Origin of the sequence: Neorhizobium galegae bv. orientalis str. HAMBI 540 (assembly GCF_000731315.1) — a bacterium.
Classification (GTDB): Bacteria; Pseudomonadota; Alphaproteobacteria; order Rhizobiales; family Rhizobiaceae; genus Neorhizobium; species Neorhizobium galegae.
In genome coordinates this window covers 4,396,351-4,411,724 of record NZ_HG938353.1, presented here as the reverse complement: position 1 = coordinate 4,411,724, position 15,374 = coordinate 4,396,351, and the positions used below count along the sequence as shown (strand labels likewise).

Genomic DNA, 15,374 nt, shown 5'->3' with positions numbered 1-15,374 from the left:
ACTACCATCTTGGTCAGCTTCCGGCCCGGTCAAGACCGTGCTCAGGATTGGCCCGCGCAGGCTGGCAGGACTGAATGAGCGATACCGGGCCCACATCTTCAAGCACTTCCGCAGCGAATGCCGCCACAGGCAGCGGATACCGGGTGCTCGCCCGCAAATACCGTCCCAAGGATTTTTCGGACCTGATGGTCGGCCAGGAGCCAATGGTCCGCACGCTGACCAATGCGTTCGAGACCGGCCGCATCGCCCAAGCCTATATGCTGACCGGGGTTCGCGGGGTCGGCAAGACGACGACCGCCCGCATTCTCGCCCGCGCGCTGAACTACAAGACGCCAGACATCAACAAACCGACCATCGACCTCAGGATCCCCGGCGAACATTGCCAGGCGATCATGGAAGGCCGGCATGTCGACGTGATCGAGATGGACGCCGCCTCCCATACCGGCATCGACGATATAAGAGAGATCATCGAGCAGGTGCGCTACCGCCCGGTCTCGGCGCGCTACAAAGTCTATATCATCGACGAAGTGCACATGCTCTCGACACAGGCCTTCAACGGCCTGTTGAAGACGCTCGAAGAGCCGCCGGAACATGTGAAGTTCATCTTCGCGACGACGGAAATCCGCAAGGTTCCGATCACCGTCCTGTCGCGCTGCCAGCGGTTCGACCTGCGCCGTATCAGCGCCGCGGACCTGGTTCACCTGTTCACCTCAATATTGGAAAAGGAAGGCATTCCGGCCGAGCCGGAAGCGCTCGCCATGGTCGCGCGTGCGGCAGAAGGGTCGGCACGCGACGGGCTGTCGCTGCTCGACCAGGCGATCGCGCACGGCGGCGGAACCGTCGTTGCCGAGACCGTGCGCGGCATGCTGGGGCTCGCCGACCGCGCCCGCATCGTCGACCTTTTCGAACATATCGTGCGCGGTGACGTGACGGCGGCGCTTTCGGAATTCACGGCGCAATACGAGGCCGGCGCCAATCCGGTCGTGGTGCTGACCGATCTCGCCGATTTCACCCATCTGACCACCCGTTTCAAATATATCCCCGATGCCGCCAACGATCCTTCGATCAGCGAAGTGGAGCGCGTGCGCGGCCGGGAATTTGCAGACGGCGTGGCGGTCAGCACCCTGTCGCGCATCTGGCAGATGCTCCTGAAGGGCATTCCGGAAGCGGAAAACTCCTCGCGCCCGGCGGGTGCTGCGGAAATGGTGCTGATCCGGCTGACGCATGCGGCCCATCTTCCCTCCCCGGAAGATGCCGCCCGCAGGCTTGCGGATTTCTCCAATGGCGATGGCCAGCGGGCGCCGGTTCCGAACGGCAATGGTGGCGGGCGTCCCGTTTCGCCGCCGCAGTCGCCGGTCAATGCGCGCGGCACGGAGATGGCGAGCCCGCGTATTCCGGCTGGCGGGCCGACCGCCATGCTGCAGGCCGTGCCGAACACCATGCCGCGGGACATGCCCGTCGGCCGCACCGAAGAACAGCCGGCCGAAAAGCCGGTGCCGAAGGTTCCGGTCAATTCGATATCGGATATCGCCGACCTCTGCTCCAAGAACCGCGATCCGCGGCTGAAGGCGCTGCTGCGCAATTTCGTGCGGCTGGTAAAGATCGAGCCGGGTCGGCTGGAGATCAACCTTTCCGGTGACGCGCCGAAGACCATTGCCGGCGACCTGAAGGCGCGGCTGGAGGAATGGACCGGGATTACCTGGTGGGTGACGCTCAGCAACGAGGCCGGAGAGCCAACGCTGGTCGAATCCGAAAAGAGCGTGCGGGAGGCGCAGTTCACCGACGCGCGCGCCGATCCGGACGTGGCGGCGATCCTCGCCCAGTTCCCCGGCGCACGGATCACCGACGTGCGCATCCGCGTGACGGAAGAGGATGAGAACGAGGCCGAGGACCTGCCGGCAGCGGCGACCGCGGAATCCGAAGAGGGCGACATCCTGCCCGGCGACGACATCGAGCTATAAAGGAAGAGGACAGACAGATGCGCGACATCATGGGCATGATGGGCAAGGTCAAGGAAATGCAGGCCAAGATGGAAAAGATGCAGGCGGATATCGCCACTCTTGAAGTCGAAGGCACGTCCGGCGGCGGGCTGGTGACCGTGCGGCTGAACGGCAAGGGCGACATGCTCGGCCTCAAGATCGATCCGTCGCTGTTCAAGGAAGACGACGTCGAGATCCTCGAAGACCTGATCGTCGCCGCCCACAAGGCTGCCAAGGAACGCGCCGAGGCGATCACCGCCGAAAAGACCAAGGAACTGACCGCCGGCCTGCCGATCCCACCCGGCTTCAAGATGCCGTTCTGATCCTGGTTGATGGAATAGGGAGGTTCCGATGACGCTTGCGTCGCTTCTGGTTTTCGCAGCGGCACTTTTCGTGGCCGCGGGTTCGCCTGGTCCCAGCATCGCTGCGCTCGTGGCGCGCGTCCTGTCCAAGGGTTATCGCGACGTACTGCCGTTTCTCGCGGCGATGTGGGTCGGCGAAGCCGTGTGGCTTTCGTTTGCGGTCGCAGGCCTTGCCGCCATCGCCGAGAGTTTTCATGTCGTCTTCGTGGCAATCAAGTGGATCGGCGTTGCCTACCTCCTCTATCTCGCATGGAAGATGTGGTTCACCGAACCCGCCGGCTCCGGCGAAGACCTTCCGGAAAATCGCTCCGTGCCGAAGATGTTTTTCGCCGGCCTCACCGTGACGCTCGGCAATCCCAAGATCATGATGTTCTATGTGGCGCTGCTGCCTTCGATCATCGACCTCGGCGGCGTGACGCTGACCGGCTGGCTGGAACTGGTCGCCGCGATGTTCCTTGTGCTCGTGATTGTCGATCTTGCGTGGGTGCTGCTCGCCGCCAAGGCCCGCCAGTTCCTGAAAAGCCCTCGGGCCGTGAGGATCGCCAACCGGGTTTCGGCCGGCGCGATGGCCAGTGCGGCAGCGGCGATCGCGACGCGCTAGGTCTCGAACGTCGGCCTCCAGCGGCGGCCGATCGGTGCGGCCAGGAAGCGGGCTCTTTCTGCATCCGACAAGGCCTTGCCGACGGCCGCCAGCATTTCCGCGATCATGACGCGCTCGTCGGCATAAAGTTCGTGGCGGACGGGATCGCTCGGCGAGACCATGCCTGGCTTGACGACGCGGCAATAGATGCCGGGGCGGCCGGCTTTGGTATAGGTCTTCAGGAATTTCGGATCGCCCATCTTCACCGCGAGCGTGTTGCAGGGGGAGCGGGCGCAGCTGGCTTCCAGGACGACCTCGCCTATATGAAAACGGTCGCCGGCGGCGACATCGCGGTTGTCGAGGCCTTCGACGGTAAGGTTTTCGCCGAATGTACCGGGCGGGAAATCGCGGCCGAGTTCGGCTGCCCACCAGTCCAGCGTCAGCGAGCCTTCGAGGAGGATCGCCTGATCCTCGCCGCCATGGTGTTTCGTGTTGCAGACCGCATCGCCGACGAGGCCGAGGCTGTCGAGCATGACGGCGGCATTGACGGCCGACTTGTAGATGCCGGTCTTGAAACTCTTGCCCGGCAGCTTTTCCGGGCGCCCGAGGCAGACGGCGAGAAGTTTCATAAGCGGTCCTTCCGCGATTCCGTTTTTAAGGCATATGGGCTAAAGGGAGAAAATGGCAAAGCGAGTCACCGGCCCCGAAATCGAAAAACTCATCCAGCTTCTGGCAAAGGTCCCGGGCCTCGGGCCGCGCTCGGCGCGCCGGGCGGCGCTGCATCTGATCAAGAAGAAGGAACAGCTGCTCGGGCCGCTTTCGAGCGCCATGGGCGAGGCCTATGACAAGGTGAAGATCTGTTCGCGCTGCGGCAATGTCGACACCGTCGATCCCTGCACCGTCTGCACCGATCTCCACCGCGACCAGACGATGCTGATCGTCGTCGAAGACGTTTCCGATCTCTGGGCGCTGGAGCGGACGGGCGCGATGAACACCGCCTATCACGTGCTCGGCGGCACGCTCTCGCCGCTCGACGGCATCGGCCCGGATGACCTCAACATCCGCGGACTGATCGACCGGGTGAACGAGGGCGTCATCCGCGAGATCATCATCGCCGTCAACGCGACGGTCGAGGGGCAGACGACGGCGCACTATATTACCGATCAGTTGTCGGGGATCGACGTGAAGATCACGCGGCTGGCGCATGGCGTGCCGGTCGGCGGGGAGCTCGATTATCTCGACGAGGGCACGCTGACGGCCGCGCTTCGGGCGCGGACGGTGATTTAGAGGAGGCATTGAGTATGTGGAGACGTACCCCATCTGCCTCGCTGGTTGGAGCCTTGATGATGAGGATAACGTTGAGCAAGCTCGCCCCCCTCTGGCCTGCCGGCCATCTCCCCCTCAAGGGGGGAGATCGGCCAGAGGCACCGGCATCACTTCTATCGCTGTGGTCGAGGCGTCGCAACAGGTCAATCTCCCCCCTTGAGGGGGAGATGCCCGGCAGGGCAGAGGGGGGTGCCTTTCGGCACATCGCAGCATTTCTTTTCGTCATAGCGACAACCCTCCTCCCCCTCCCCGCACTCGCCCAAAACCGTCCCGACGTCGAAAAGCAGTTCCAGCGGTGGATCACCGGCGATCTGGCTCCGGTGGCCAAAAAAGCCGGTATCTCCGAGAAGACGATGAAGGCCGCCTTCCAGGGTATAACACTTAACTGGGACCTGCCGGACCTGGTGCCGCCGGGTTCGGAGCCGCCGAAGCAGCAGGACCAGAGCCAGGCGGAATTTTCCTCGCCGGGCGCCTATTTTTCCGAAAAGCGGCTGCAGGGGCTCGCCGAGACCGGCCGCGGGCTTGCCTCCACCTATTCGGCGACGCTGAAGAAGATCGAAGCGGCCTATGGCGTGCCGGGCGAAATCGTCGTCGCCATCTGGGGGCGTGAATCCGGTTTCGGAAAGGCGCGGATGCCCTATTCCGCCGTGCAGGTTCTGGCGACCAAGGCTTTCATGTCGACCCGCAAGGACATGTTCCGCGAGGAGCTGATCGCGGCGCTGAAGATGATCGAGCGGGGCGATGTCGATCCGGGCACGATGAAGGGTTCCTGGGCGGGCGCGCTCGGCCAGCCGCAGTTCATGCCGTCCAGCTACCTGAAATATGCCGTCGACTTCGACGGCGACGGCCGTCCGGACATCTGGAATTCGGTGCCGGATGCGCTTGCCTCGATCGCCCACTACCTGCAGAAGGAAGGCTGGCAGCGCGGCCGCGACTGGGGGTTCGAAGTGACGATCCCCGCAAAAGTCTCCTGCGCGCAGGAAGGGCCGGATCTCGCCAAGCCGATCTCCGCCTGGGCGACAACCGGCATCACCCGCATTTCCGGCAAGGCGTTTCCCGCGGCAGACCTCAAGGCGGACGGCATGATGCTGGTGCCGGCGGGGCGCAGCGGACCGGAATTCGTCGTCACGCCGAATTTCTACGTGATCAAGGAATACAACAACTCCGATCTCTACGCACTGTTCATCGGCAATCTCGCCGACCGGATCGCCTCGGGCGCAGGTCCCTTCCAGGCACCCTGGGGCGATGTCGGCAAGATGCTGCGCTCCGATGTGCTCGCCATGCAGAAGGCGCTGGTCGCCAAGGGCTACGATGTCGGCAATGTTGACGGGCTGCCGGGCTACAAGACCCGCCGTTCGCTCGGCGACTGGCAGGCGAAGAACGGCCTGGCTCCGACATGTTTTCCCGATCCGTCGCTCAAGGGAAAGATCAGGTAGTCAGAGGCTGCGTTTCAGGCCCTCATGGCTCGGGGTGAAACCGAGCTTCTCATAGAAGCGGATCGCATCCGGCCGCGCCTTGTCGGAGGTGATCTGCACGAGCTTGCAGCCGCGCTCGACACACTTTCCCACCGCCCATTCGATGAACTGCGATCCCAGCCCGCTGCCGCGCTCGCTTGCAGCGATCCGCACGCTTTCGATCTGGCCGCGCCACATGCCGGTGCGCGACAGGCCGGGAATGAAGGAAAGCTGCAGGCATCCGACCACCTTGTCTTTCCGGTTCACCGCGACCGCGAGAAGCTGGTTTCCATCAGCCTCGATCGCTGCAAAGGCCTGCTCGTAGCGGGGATCGACCGGATTGGACACGACTTCGCGAGCCTGGCCGAGCGCATCGTCCGCGAGCAGTTCAACAATGGCGAGGAGATCGGAGTGGCGGGCTTCTCGGAAGGAAAACATCGGATCTAGTGGTGCAGGTCGGGCGGCGACTTGTGGAAAATGTCGTCGCTCGGCGGGATCGCCTGTCGCTCGATCATCCGGTGGACACGCGGACCTTCTTCGCCGCGATGAAGACTGCGGATCGCATCCCAGGCCTCTGCATCCGCCTGGGTGCGGCGCTGGTTATGGCGCACGTAATCGGCCCAGGTGGCGGTGTGATAGGTCTCCGTCCAGATTTCCGGATGTTCCAGATCGCGCATCAGCGCCCATTGCCGCGCACCGTCGCGGATGCGAATACGGCGTCGCTGCGACATCAGCGCCAGGAATTCCGGCACGTCCTCGTCGGCGATGGTGTAGTCCACCAGGGAAACGATCGGCCCGCTGCGCGGCTGCAGGTCGAGGCTCAGCAGCGGCACGTTGAACCGGTTGAGCGGATCGAGATTGGCATCGCTGAACTGCGGCAGCGGCAGGCGCATGCCGATCACGGCGCCAAGCAGCATGACGAGGCTCGACAATGTGAGCGCGATCGACACTCCGAACGTATCGGACAGAATACCCCACACCCAGCTGCCGCCGGCAATGCCGCCGAACGTCGCCGTCTGGTAGAAGGAAAGCGCGCGCGCGACCACCCAACGCGGCGTCGAAAGCTGCACCGTCGTGTTGAACAGCGACAGAGCCAGCACCCAGCAGGCACCCGGCACGAGGAGGACGATCGCCGTCAGCGCCGTGCTTGAACTCAGGCCTATGATCGCGGCGCTCGCGGCAAAACCCAGGAAGGACAGGCGGACAATCGATTCGCTGGTGAGCTTTTCACGCAGCCGCGAATTTGCCATGGCACCGGCGATGGCACCGACGCCGAAGGCGCCGAGCATGATGCCGTAGGTCAACGGGCCGCCGGAAACCAGGTCGCGGGCGACGATCGGCAGAAGGGCCAGGACGGCACTCGCCGAAAGACCGAACACAAGGCCACGGAACAGCACGTTGAGAATGTTCGGCGACATGACGACGTAGCCGAGGCCCGCCGAAAGCGCCCGCAGAAGCGTCTCGCGCGGCAGCGCATTGTCGCGGCTTTCCGGTTTCCAGCGGATCAAGGCGTAGATCAAGGCGAAATAGCTCATCGAATTGGCAGCGAACGCCGCGGCAGCGCCAGCAGCCGCAACGATCGCGCCGCCGATCGCGGGGCCGACGCTGCGGGTGATGTTGAAACCGACGCTGTTGATCGTCACCGCCGCCGGCAGGACCTCGCGAGGTACCATATCACCGACAGAGGCCTGCCAGGCCGGGTTGTTGAGCGCCACGCCGCAGCCGAGCAGAAAGGTGAATGTCAGAAGCAGCCAGGGCGTCAGCAGGTCGAGATAGGCAAAGACCGTCAGGGTTAGCGAGACCGTCAGCATGAAGAACTGCGCCGTCAGCATCAGGGTCCGGCGGTTGACGTTGTCGGCGAGCGCGCCGGCAATCAGCGAAAAGAGCATGATGGGCAGCGCGGTCGAAGCCTGGACCAGCGCAACCATGTCCTCGGAATCGGTGATCGAGGTCATCATCCACGCCGCCCCGACGGCCTGGATGAGGCTGCCGAAATTGGAGGCGAGGCTGGCAATCCAGATGGTTCTGAACGTTGGGTGCCTGAAGGGAGCCAGGGTCGATATCCGATCGGGCACTTTTATCCTCGTTCTTTCGTGCGTCGTTCCAAACGGTTATAGACCCGGCAGAACCAAATTCCAGCCGCCAAAGCCCCGGAATATGCGACTCTTGCATTCGGGGGGCTGAAAGCGTATATGCACCCCATATTCTTGATCGTCCGATGAAGAGTGGGCCCCACCGGACCCGCTCTTTTTTGTTAGGCGATCACTGTAACCCAGACATTGGGCCCAGCTATGGGGCAATGATTGCCGGAGAGCTTATGCCGCAAACCGAATACGAGCCGCGGCTCATCATCGAGACCGGGCTTGACCTCAGGGTCGCCGAAATCATCGAGCCCGTGCTGACCGCCATGGACTATCGTCTGGTGCGCGTAAGGATGCTGAACCAGAACGGCGCGACGCTGCAGATCATGGCCGAGCGCAACGACGGCACCATGGACGTCGAGGGCTGCGAAGCCGTATCCGTGGCGATTTCGCCGGTTCTGGATGTAGAAGATCCCATCGATCGGGAGTATCATCTCGAAGTGTCCTCGCCGGGCATCGACCGCCCGATGGTTCGCAAGTCGGATTTCACCCGCTGGCTGAACCATCTGGTAAAATGCGAAACGTCGATCATGATCGACAATCGCAAGCGGTTTCGCGGCAGGATCACCGAAAGCGATGCGGACGGTTTCACGATCGAGCGGGACCAGGTCGCCTATGGCGAGGAACCACGGGTAACGATCCCGTTTTCGGCACTGGCCGAGGCAAAGCTCATTCTGACCGACGATCTGATCCGCGACGCGCTTCGGGCCGACAAGCTCGCCAAGGCGCAGGCCGCGAACCAGAACGAAGAAGCAGAAGACGAATAAACCGAACAGAGACTTGTGCCTTTCCCCCGGAAAGGCCTCATCTTTTGACCTACGGAGACCAACGACAATGGCAGTGAGTGCGAACCGGCTTGAACTTCTGCAGATCGCGGACGCAGTAGCGCGCGAAAAGGTCATCGACCGCGAGATCGTGCTGGCTGCGATGGCCGACGCCATTCAGAAGGCTGCCCGCTCCCGCTACGGCTCGGAAACCAATATCCGTGCCGACATCAATTCCAAGACCGGCGAAATCCGGCTCCAGCGCCTGCTGGAAGTCGTTGATCACGCCGAAGACTACGGCACGCAGATCCCACTGGCTCTGGCGCTCGACCGCAATGTCGATGCCAAGATCGGCGACTTCATCGCCGATCCGCTGCCGCCGATGGATTTCGGCCGTATTGCCGCCCAGTCGGCCAAGCAGGTCATCGTCCAGAAGGTGCGTGAAGCCGAGCGCGACCGCCAGTTCGACGAGTTCAAGGATCGCGTCGGCGAAATCATCAACGGCACCGTCAAGCGCGTCGAATATGGCAATGTCATCGTCGATCTCGGCCGTGGCGAAGGCATCATCCGCCGCGACGAAATGATCCCGCGCGAAAACATGCGCTATGGCGATCGCGTCCGCGCATACGTCTATGATGTCCGCCGCGAGCAGCGCGGCCCGCAGATCTTCCTGTCGCGTACCCATCCGCAGTTCATGGTGAAGCTGTTCACCATGGAAGTGCCGGAAATCTACGACGGCATCATCCAGATCAAGTCGGTCGCCCGCGATCCGGGCTCGCGCGCCAAGATCGCCGTGATCTCGAACGATAGTTCGATCGATCCGGTCGGCGCCTGCGTCGGTATGCGCGGTTCGCGCGTTCAGGCCGTGGTCGGCGAATTGCAGGGCGAGAAGATCGACATCATTCCGTGGTCGCAGGATCCGGCGTCGTTCATCGTCAACGCGCTGCAGCCGGCCGAAGTCGCCAAGGTGGTTCTCGACGAGGATGCCGAGCGCATCGAAGTCGTGGTTCCGGACGAGCAGCTGTCGCTTGCCATCGGCCGTCGCGGCCAGAACGTCCGCCTCGCCTCGCAGCTGACCGGCTGGGACATCGACATCATGACGGAAGCCGAAGAGTCGGAGCGCCGCCAGAAGGAATTCAACGAGCGCACCAACCTCTTCATGGACGCCCTCGACGTCGACGAAATGGTCGGCCAGGTGCTGGCTTCGGAAGGCTTTGCCCAGGTCGAGGAACTGGCTTACGTCGATCTCGACGAAATCTCCTCGATCGACGGTTTCGACGAAGACACCGCGACCGAAATCCAGACCCGCGCCCGCGAATACCTGGAGCGGATCGAAGCCGAGATGGACGCCAAGCGCAAGGAGCTCGGCGTCGAAGACGAACTGCGCCAGATCAACGGCCTGAACGGCCAGATGCTCGTCGCGCTCGGCGAAGACGGCATCAAGACCATCGAGGACTTTGCCGGCTGCGCCGCCGACGACCTCGTCGGCTGGAGCGAACGCAAGGACGGCGTGACGAAGAAGTTCGAAGGCCTGTTCTCGAAGTTCGACATTTCCCGCGTCGAAGCTGAAAACATGATCGTCCAGGCCCGCCTATCGGCAGGCTGGATCACCGAGGAAGACCTCGCAAAGGGTGCCCCCGAGCCGGAAGCCGAAGCGGAGGAGGCGGACGCCGTTGAGCAGGAATGATCCCGCTCGCGAATGAGCCGGACCACAATGATGACGGACCTGTCGATGATGACCTGGGCGAGATCGTCGTGAACGACCGTACCTGCATCGTCACCCGTGAGGCGGGATCACCGGAAACGCTGATCCGCTTTGTGGCTGGCCCGAACGGCCAGGTCGTGCCCGATCTGAAGCGTCAGCTTCCGGGCCGTGGCTGCTGGATCAAGGCTGAACGGTCGCTCGTCGATCGGGCAGTTCAGAAAAAGCTCTTCGCCCGGGCCCTCAAGGCCGAGGCGAAAGCGGATGCGGATCTCGGCGCGCTGGTGGATCGCCTGCTCGCCGCCGATCTCGTCGGCATGATGAACATGGCCCGCAAGGCGAGCCAATTCGTCACCGGCGCAACGAAAGTCGATGCTGCCGTGCGCTCAGGTGCTGCGCTCGCGGTGTTCCATGCGGCCGATGCGGCCGCCGATGGAGTGAGGAAAATAGACCAGGCCCGCAAGGCCTGGAAGCTCGGTTCGAATACCGGGGAAGACATTCCGTCCTTTTCGCTCTTTACCAGCGCGGAATTGGACGAAGTGATGGGCCAGAATGCTTTTATCCATGCCTGCGCGCTTGCGGGGCAGGCGGGTGAGGGTGTAGTGAAGCGCGCAAACCTACTTGAACAGTACCGCATGGGCGGTCTGTCCCAGACAAAAGGTGTCGCTGACATGCCGAAACAATGACGCGGTCACCGGCTTTAGCCGGACGCACATCGATATGTACGGATTAAACGACGGGTTCTGATGGCTTCCATCCGTTCCTGTCCGAAGGAACAGGAACGGAATGACCGACAACAAAGACGATAAGACACTCGGCGTAAAGAAGACCCTTACACTGAAGCCATCTGGGATGAGCCAGGGTACCGTCCGCCAGGACATGGGTCGCGGCCGCACCAAGGCCGTCGTCGTCGAGACAGTGAAACGGCGGCCGACCCGACCGCTGGACGAAAAGCCTGTAATCACGCCTGCAGCAGCCCCGGCGCCCGCGCCGCGGGTGGTAGAGGCCGTTGCACAGCAGCCGGTCGCTCCCCAGCGCCCGCCGCAGCCGCAGGCGGCTGCTCCCGCGCCGCGCGTCCACCAGCCGGGTTCGCAGAACCAGCGGCCGCAACAGCCGCAGCATGGCCAGCGCCCGCCGCAATCCAATCAGTCGCAGCGCCCGCAGCAGTCCGGCCAGCCGCCGCGTCCGCAATCCAGCCAGCCGCAGCGTCCGCAGCAGCGTCAGGGCGGCGCCGTCCTGCACGATCTGTCCGCAGGCGAGATGGAAGCCCGTCGCCGCGCTCTGATGGAAGCGCAGGCGCGCGAGGTCGTCGAGGCCAAGCAGCGCGCCGAAGACGAGGCACGTCGCCAGGTCGAGGAAGAACGCCGCAAGATCGAGGAAGCCGCCGAGGCTGCCCGCCGTGCTGCCGAACCCAAGGTCGAACCGGTCGAGGCCCCTGCCCCGGCCGAGACGCCTGCACCCGCGGTTGCCGAAAAGCCGGCCGAGCGCGCCGCTGGCGCCCCTGCCGGCCGTCCGGGCGAAACCCGTCCCCAGGCTCCCCGGCCTGCAGCTCCCGGCGCCGCACCTGCGGCACTGCCGGTTGCCGGTCGCCGCAAGGGCGCTGACGAAGAAGACGAAGATCGCGGCCCGCCGCGTGGCGCACCCGGCCGTGGCCGTGTCCCGGTCGCTGCTCCCGCCAAGGTTCCGGCCCGACCGAAGACCGAAGACGAACGCCGCCGCGGCAAGCTGACGGTGACCACGGTCAGCACGGACGACGACGGCAATGCCCGTGGCCGTTCGATGGCCGCGACCCGCCGCCGGCAGGAGAAGTTCCGCCGCAGCCAGATGCAGGAAACGCGCGAAAAGGTCATGCGCGAAGTCATCCTGCCGGAAACCATCACCATTCAGGAACTGTCGCAGCGCATGTCCGAACGCGCCGTCGACGTCATCAAGTACCTGATGAAGGAAGGCCAGATGATGAAGCCGGGCGACGTCATCGACGCCGACCTCGCCGAAATCATTGCCGGCGAATTCGGCCATACCGTCAAGCGTGTTTCCGAATCCGACGTCGAAGAAGGCATCTTCAACGTTGCCGACGACGAAGGCGAAATGGTCTCGCGCCCGCCGGTCGTCACCATCATGGGTCACGTCGACCACGGCAAGACCTCGCTGCTCGACGCCATCCGCCATGCCAACGTGGTCTCCGGCGAAGCCGGCGGCATCACCCAGCATATCGGCGCCTATCAGGTGGAACAGAACGGCCAGAAGATCACCTTCATCGATACCCCCGGCCACGCCGCCTTCACGGCCATGCGTGCCCGTGGTGCGCAGGCGACGGATATCGCAATCCTGGTTGTTGCAGCCGACGACAGCGTGATGCCGCAGACGATCGAATCCATCGCCCATGCCAAGGCAGCGGGTGTTCCGATCATCGTGGCGATCAACAAGATCGACAAGCACGAAGCCAACCCGGACAAGGTTCGCCAGCAGCTTCTGCAGCACGAAGTGTTCGTGGAATCGCTCGGCGGTGAAGTGCTCGACGTCGAAGTGTCGGCCAAGAACAAGGTCAATCTCGACAAGCTGCTCGAAGCCATCCTGCTGCAGGCCGAAATCCTCGACCTCAAGGCCGATCCGAGCCGTACCGCCGAAGGCATCGTCATCGAAGCCCAGCTCGACCGTGGCCGCGGCGCGGTTGCGACCGTGCTCGTCCAGAAGGGCACGCTGAAGCCGGGCCAGATCATCGTCGCCGGCGATCAGTGGGGCCGCGTTCGCGCGCTCGTCACCGACAAGGGCGACCATGTGAAGGAAGCCGGTCCGGCCATGCCGGTCGAAGTGCTCGGTCTTTCCGCCACTCCGGCGGCCGGCGACAGGTTCGCCGTGGTCGAGAGCGAAAGCCGTGCCCGCGAGATTTCCGAATATCGCCAGCGGCTCGCCCGCGACAAGGCGGCTGCCCGCCAGTCCGGCCAACGCGGTTCGCTCGAACAGATGATGAGCCAGCTCCAGAACACCGGCTTGAAGGAATTCCCGCTGGTCATCAAGGGTGACGTGCAGGGTTCGATCGAAGCGATCATCGGCGCACTGGACAAGCTCGGCACCGACGAAGTCCGTGCCCGCATCGTTCATTCGGGTGCCGGCGGCATCACCGAATCGGATATCTCGCTTGCCGAGGCATCCAATGCGGCGATCATCGGCTTCAACGTCCGTGCCAACCCACAGGCGCGAGCCTTTGCCGAACGCGAAGGTCTCGAGATCCGCTACTACAACATCATCTACGATCTCGTGGATGATGTGAAATCGGCGATGTCGGGCCTCCTGTCTCCGGAACGTCGCGAAACCTTCATCGGCAATGCCGAGATCCTCGAAGTGTTCAACATCACCAAGGTCGGCAAGGTCGCCGGTTGCCGTGTCGTCGAGGGCAAGGTCGAACGTGGAGCGGGTGTCCGCCTTATCCGCGACAACGTCGTCGTCCACGAAGGCAAGCTCAAGACGCTCAAGCGCTTCAAGGACGAAGTCAGCGAAGTGCCGATGGGCCAGGAATGCGGCATGGCGTTCGAGAATTACGAAGACATGCGCGCAGGCGACGTCATCGAATGCTTCCGCGTGGAGCATATCACGCGCACGCTGTGACCTCCGGCAAACAGCCCGAACAATTACAGGAGTCGTCCGTGACATTCGCGGACGGCTCCTGGCATTTTGACTACGTGCTTTCCGATGCGGAACTCGAGGACGGCATCAATCTTGTCGTGCGATACCATTTCGAGAGGCGGCAGAAGCTGATGGGATTGCTGGGGTTTTACGATGCCCTTGCTAAGAGATTCCGGAAGGTCGGCCCTTCTCCGCTTATCATTTCGGAAAAGCGCGAGATCCGCTCCATCAAGGCGGAATTCGGATCCGGCTTCGTCCGGGCGCGGGGCGACGGTCTGCTGATCGAACTGGACACCAAACGGCTCAGGAGGTTGACAACGCTGGGTAACTGGCTGGTTCTTTTCTACGACGGCGGGCATCTGCTTTTGCCCCGGCGGATTTTCCCCGACGACACGACGGCCGAACGTTACATCAGCTATGTTCGTGGCCTGATACGCCGCTGCTAGCGCACCGGGCAGCCAGCGCTTTCACCCACTTTCGGCATCGACTTGTGACGTGGCAAAAATTTTCAGCTTCAACCGGAGAGCTCGCGACGGTAAGCATCTACCCATATCCGCATTTCCAGTTTCCGAGGAGGACAACATGCCGATTTCATTCGACCTGACGGGCAAGACGGCAATCGTTACTGGCGCCAATACGGGCCTTGGCCAGGCGATATCCGTGGCGCTGGCGCAGGCCGGCGCTGACGTGGCGCTGGTCGGCCGCTCCTCCATGGCCGAGACGGAAGCAGCGGTTAGCGCGGCGGGCGGGCGCAGTCTGTCGATCCAGGCGGACCTTTCGACGCTCGAACCTGTCGATCGGATCATCAGCGAAACGGTCGCGTGGACGGGGCGTGCCGATATCCTCGTCAACAATGCCGGCATCATCCGCCGGGCCGATGCTATCGATTTCACCGAGGCCGACTGGGACGCGGTGATGGACGTGAACCTGAAGACCGTGTTCTTCCTCTCCCAGGCGTTTGCACGCCGGCTGATCACCGAGGGCAAGGGCGGCAAGATCGTCAACATCGCCTCGCTGCTCTCCTTCCAGGGCGGCATCCGCATCCCTTCCTATACAGCCTCGAAGAGCGGCCTCGCGGGTCTCACCCGGCTGCTCGCCTGCGAATGGGCGAGCAAAGGCATCAACGTCAACGCCATCGCGCCGGGCTATTTCTCGACCAACAATACCGAGGCACTGCGCGACGATCCGGACCGCAACGCGGCGATCCTCAGCCGTATTCCGGCCGGACACTGGGGCCAGCCGGAAGAGCTCGGCGGAGCCGCCGTATTCCTCGCCTCGCCGGCCTCCGACTATATCCATGGCATCGTACTGCCGGTCGACGGCGGCTGGCTGGCGCGGTAGGCGTCCGTCAGCCCGATTTTCCGGCACCGAAATGCCGATCCAGCGCAAATGGGGTAAAAGTCCCGTCCCGCATTAATGTGATCGGCATTCTCAAGATTTAT

Annotated in this window: 14 protein-coding genes; 11 read left to right on the top strand and 3 right to left on the bottom strand. The window is 63.2% G+C overall.

The genetic code is table 11. The features are described from left to right. Positions 1–74 precede the first annotated feature (74 nt). The 3 genes from RG540_RS21190 to RG540_RS21180 are packed head-to-tail and all read left to right on the top strand — an operon-like array spanning position 75 to position 2,942. The gene (locus tag RG540_RS21190; RefSeq protein WP_038592111.1) at positions 75–1,961 is read left to right on the top strand and encodes a DNA polymerase III subunit gamma/tau; all 1,887 of its coding nucleotides are present in this window, start codon (positions 75–77) and stop codon (positions 1,959–1,961) included. A gap of 17 nt (positions 1,962–1,978) precedes the next feature. Further along, positions 1,979–2,302, top strand: a complete 324-nt coding sequence (locus tag RG540_RS21185) for a YbaB/EbfC family nucleoid-associated protein (protein WP_038592108.1) — start codon at positions 1,979–1,981, stop codon at positions 2,300–2,302. 28 nt (positions 2,303–2,330) lie between these two features. Next, positions 2,331–2,942, top strand: coding sequence for a LysE family translocator (locus tag RG540_RS21180; RefSeq protein WP_038592105.1), 612 nt, complete (start codon positions 2,331–2,333; stop codon positions 2,940–2,942). On the opposite strand, the gene RG540_RS21175 is transcribed toward RG540_RS21180, so the two are convergent. Next, positions 2,939–3,550, bottom strand: coding sequence for an MOSC domain-containing protein (locus RG540_RS21175; RefSeq protein WP_038592102.1), 612 nt, complete (start codon positions 3,548–3,550; stop codon positions 2,939–2,941). The two genes, RG540_RS21180 and RG540_RS21175, sit on opposite strands and share 4 nt — an antisense overlap. Before the next feature lie 52 nt (positions 3,551–3,602). Here RG540_RS21175 and recR point away from each other — a divergent pair, with 52 nt between their 5' ends. Both recR and RG540_RS21165 read left to right on the top strand, forming a co-directional pair. Further along, positions 3,603–4,208, top strand: coding sequence for a recombination mediator RecR (gene recR / locus RG540_RS21170; protein WP_038592100.1), 606 nt, complete (start codon positions 3,603–3,605; stop codon positions 4,206–4,208). Positions 4,209–4,414: 206 nt separating this feature from the next. Further along, the gene (locus tag RG540_RS21165; protein ID WP_038592099.1) at positions 4,415–5,683 is read left to right on the top strand and encodes a lytic murein transglycosylase; all 1,269 of its coding nucleotides are present in this window, start codon (positions 4,415–4,417) and stop codon (positions 5,681–5,683) included. Here RG540_RS21165 and RG540_RS21160 read toward each other — a convergent pair whose 3' ends face one another. Further along, on the bottom strand, positions 5,684–6,139 hold the full coding sequence (locus tag RG540_RS21160) for a GNAT family N-acetyltransferase (RefSeq protein ID WP_038592098.1): 456 nt from the start codon (positions 6,137–6,139) through the stop codon (positions 5,684–5,686). It abuts the gene before it with no gap. 5 nt (positions 6,140–6,144) lie between these two features. Then, the gene (locus RG540_RS21155) at positions 6,145–7,776 is read right to left on the bottom strand and encodes an MFS transporter (protein ID WP_038592096.1); all 1,632 of its coding nucleotides are present in this window, start codon (positions 7,774–7,776) and stop codon (positions 6,145–6,147) included. A gap of 242 nt (positions 7,777–8,018) precedes the next feature. Between RG540_RS21155 and rimP the strand changes: the two genes are divergently transcribed. The 6 genes from rimP to kduD all read left to right on the top strand — a co-directional run bounded on the left by rimP (position 8,019) and on the right by kduD (position 15,273). Then, positions 8,019–8,609: a ribosome maturation factor RimP gene (gene rimP / locus RG540_RS21150; RefSeq protein ID WP_038592094.1), complete on the top strand. Its 591-nt coding sequence runs from the start codon at positions 8,019–8,021 to the stop codon at positions 8,607–8,609. A gap of 67 nt (positions 8,610–8,676) precedes the next feature. Next, positions 8,677–10,293 carry a transcription termination factor NusA gene (gene nusA / locus RG540_RS21145; RefSeq protein WP_038592092.1) on the top strand — a complete coding sequence of 539 codons (1,617 nt, stop codon included), beginning with the start codon at positions 8,677–8,679 and terminating at the stop codon, positions 10,291–10,293. Next, positions 10,290–10,994, top strand: coding sequence for an RNA-binding protein (locus tag RG540_RS21140; protein WP_038547893.1), 705 nt, complete (start codon positions 10,290–10,292; stop codon positions 10,992–10,994). The genes nusA and RG540_RS21140 overlap by 4 nt, the downstream gene beginning before the upstream one ends. 100 nt (positions 10,995–11,094) lie before the next feature. Next, positions 11,095–13,914, top strand: coding sequence for a translation initiation factor IF-2 (gene infB / locus RG540_RS21135; RefSeq protein WP_038592090.1), 2,820 nt, complete (start codon positions 11,095–11,097; stop codon positions 13,912–13,914). Next, positions 13,911–14,378 carry a hypothetical protein gene (locus tag RG540_RS21130; RefSeq protein ID WP_038592088.1) on the top strand — a complete coding sequence of 156 codons (468 nt, stop codon included), beginning with the start codon at positions 13,911–13,913 and terminating at the stop codon, positions 14,376–14,378. Before infB ends, RG540_RS21130 begins: the two co-directional genes overlap by 4 nt. Positions 14,379–14,514: 136 nt before the next feature. Further along, positions 14,515–15,273, top strand: a complete 759-nt coding sequence (kduD, locus tag RG540_RS21125; protein WP_038592085.1) for a 2-dehydro-3-deoxy-D-gluconate 5-dehydrogenase KduD — start codon at positions 14,515–14,517, stop codon at positions 15,271–15,273. Positions 15,274–15,374 lie beyond the last annotated feature (101 nt).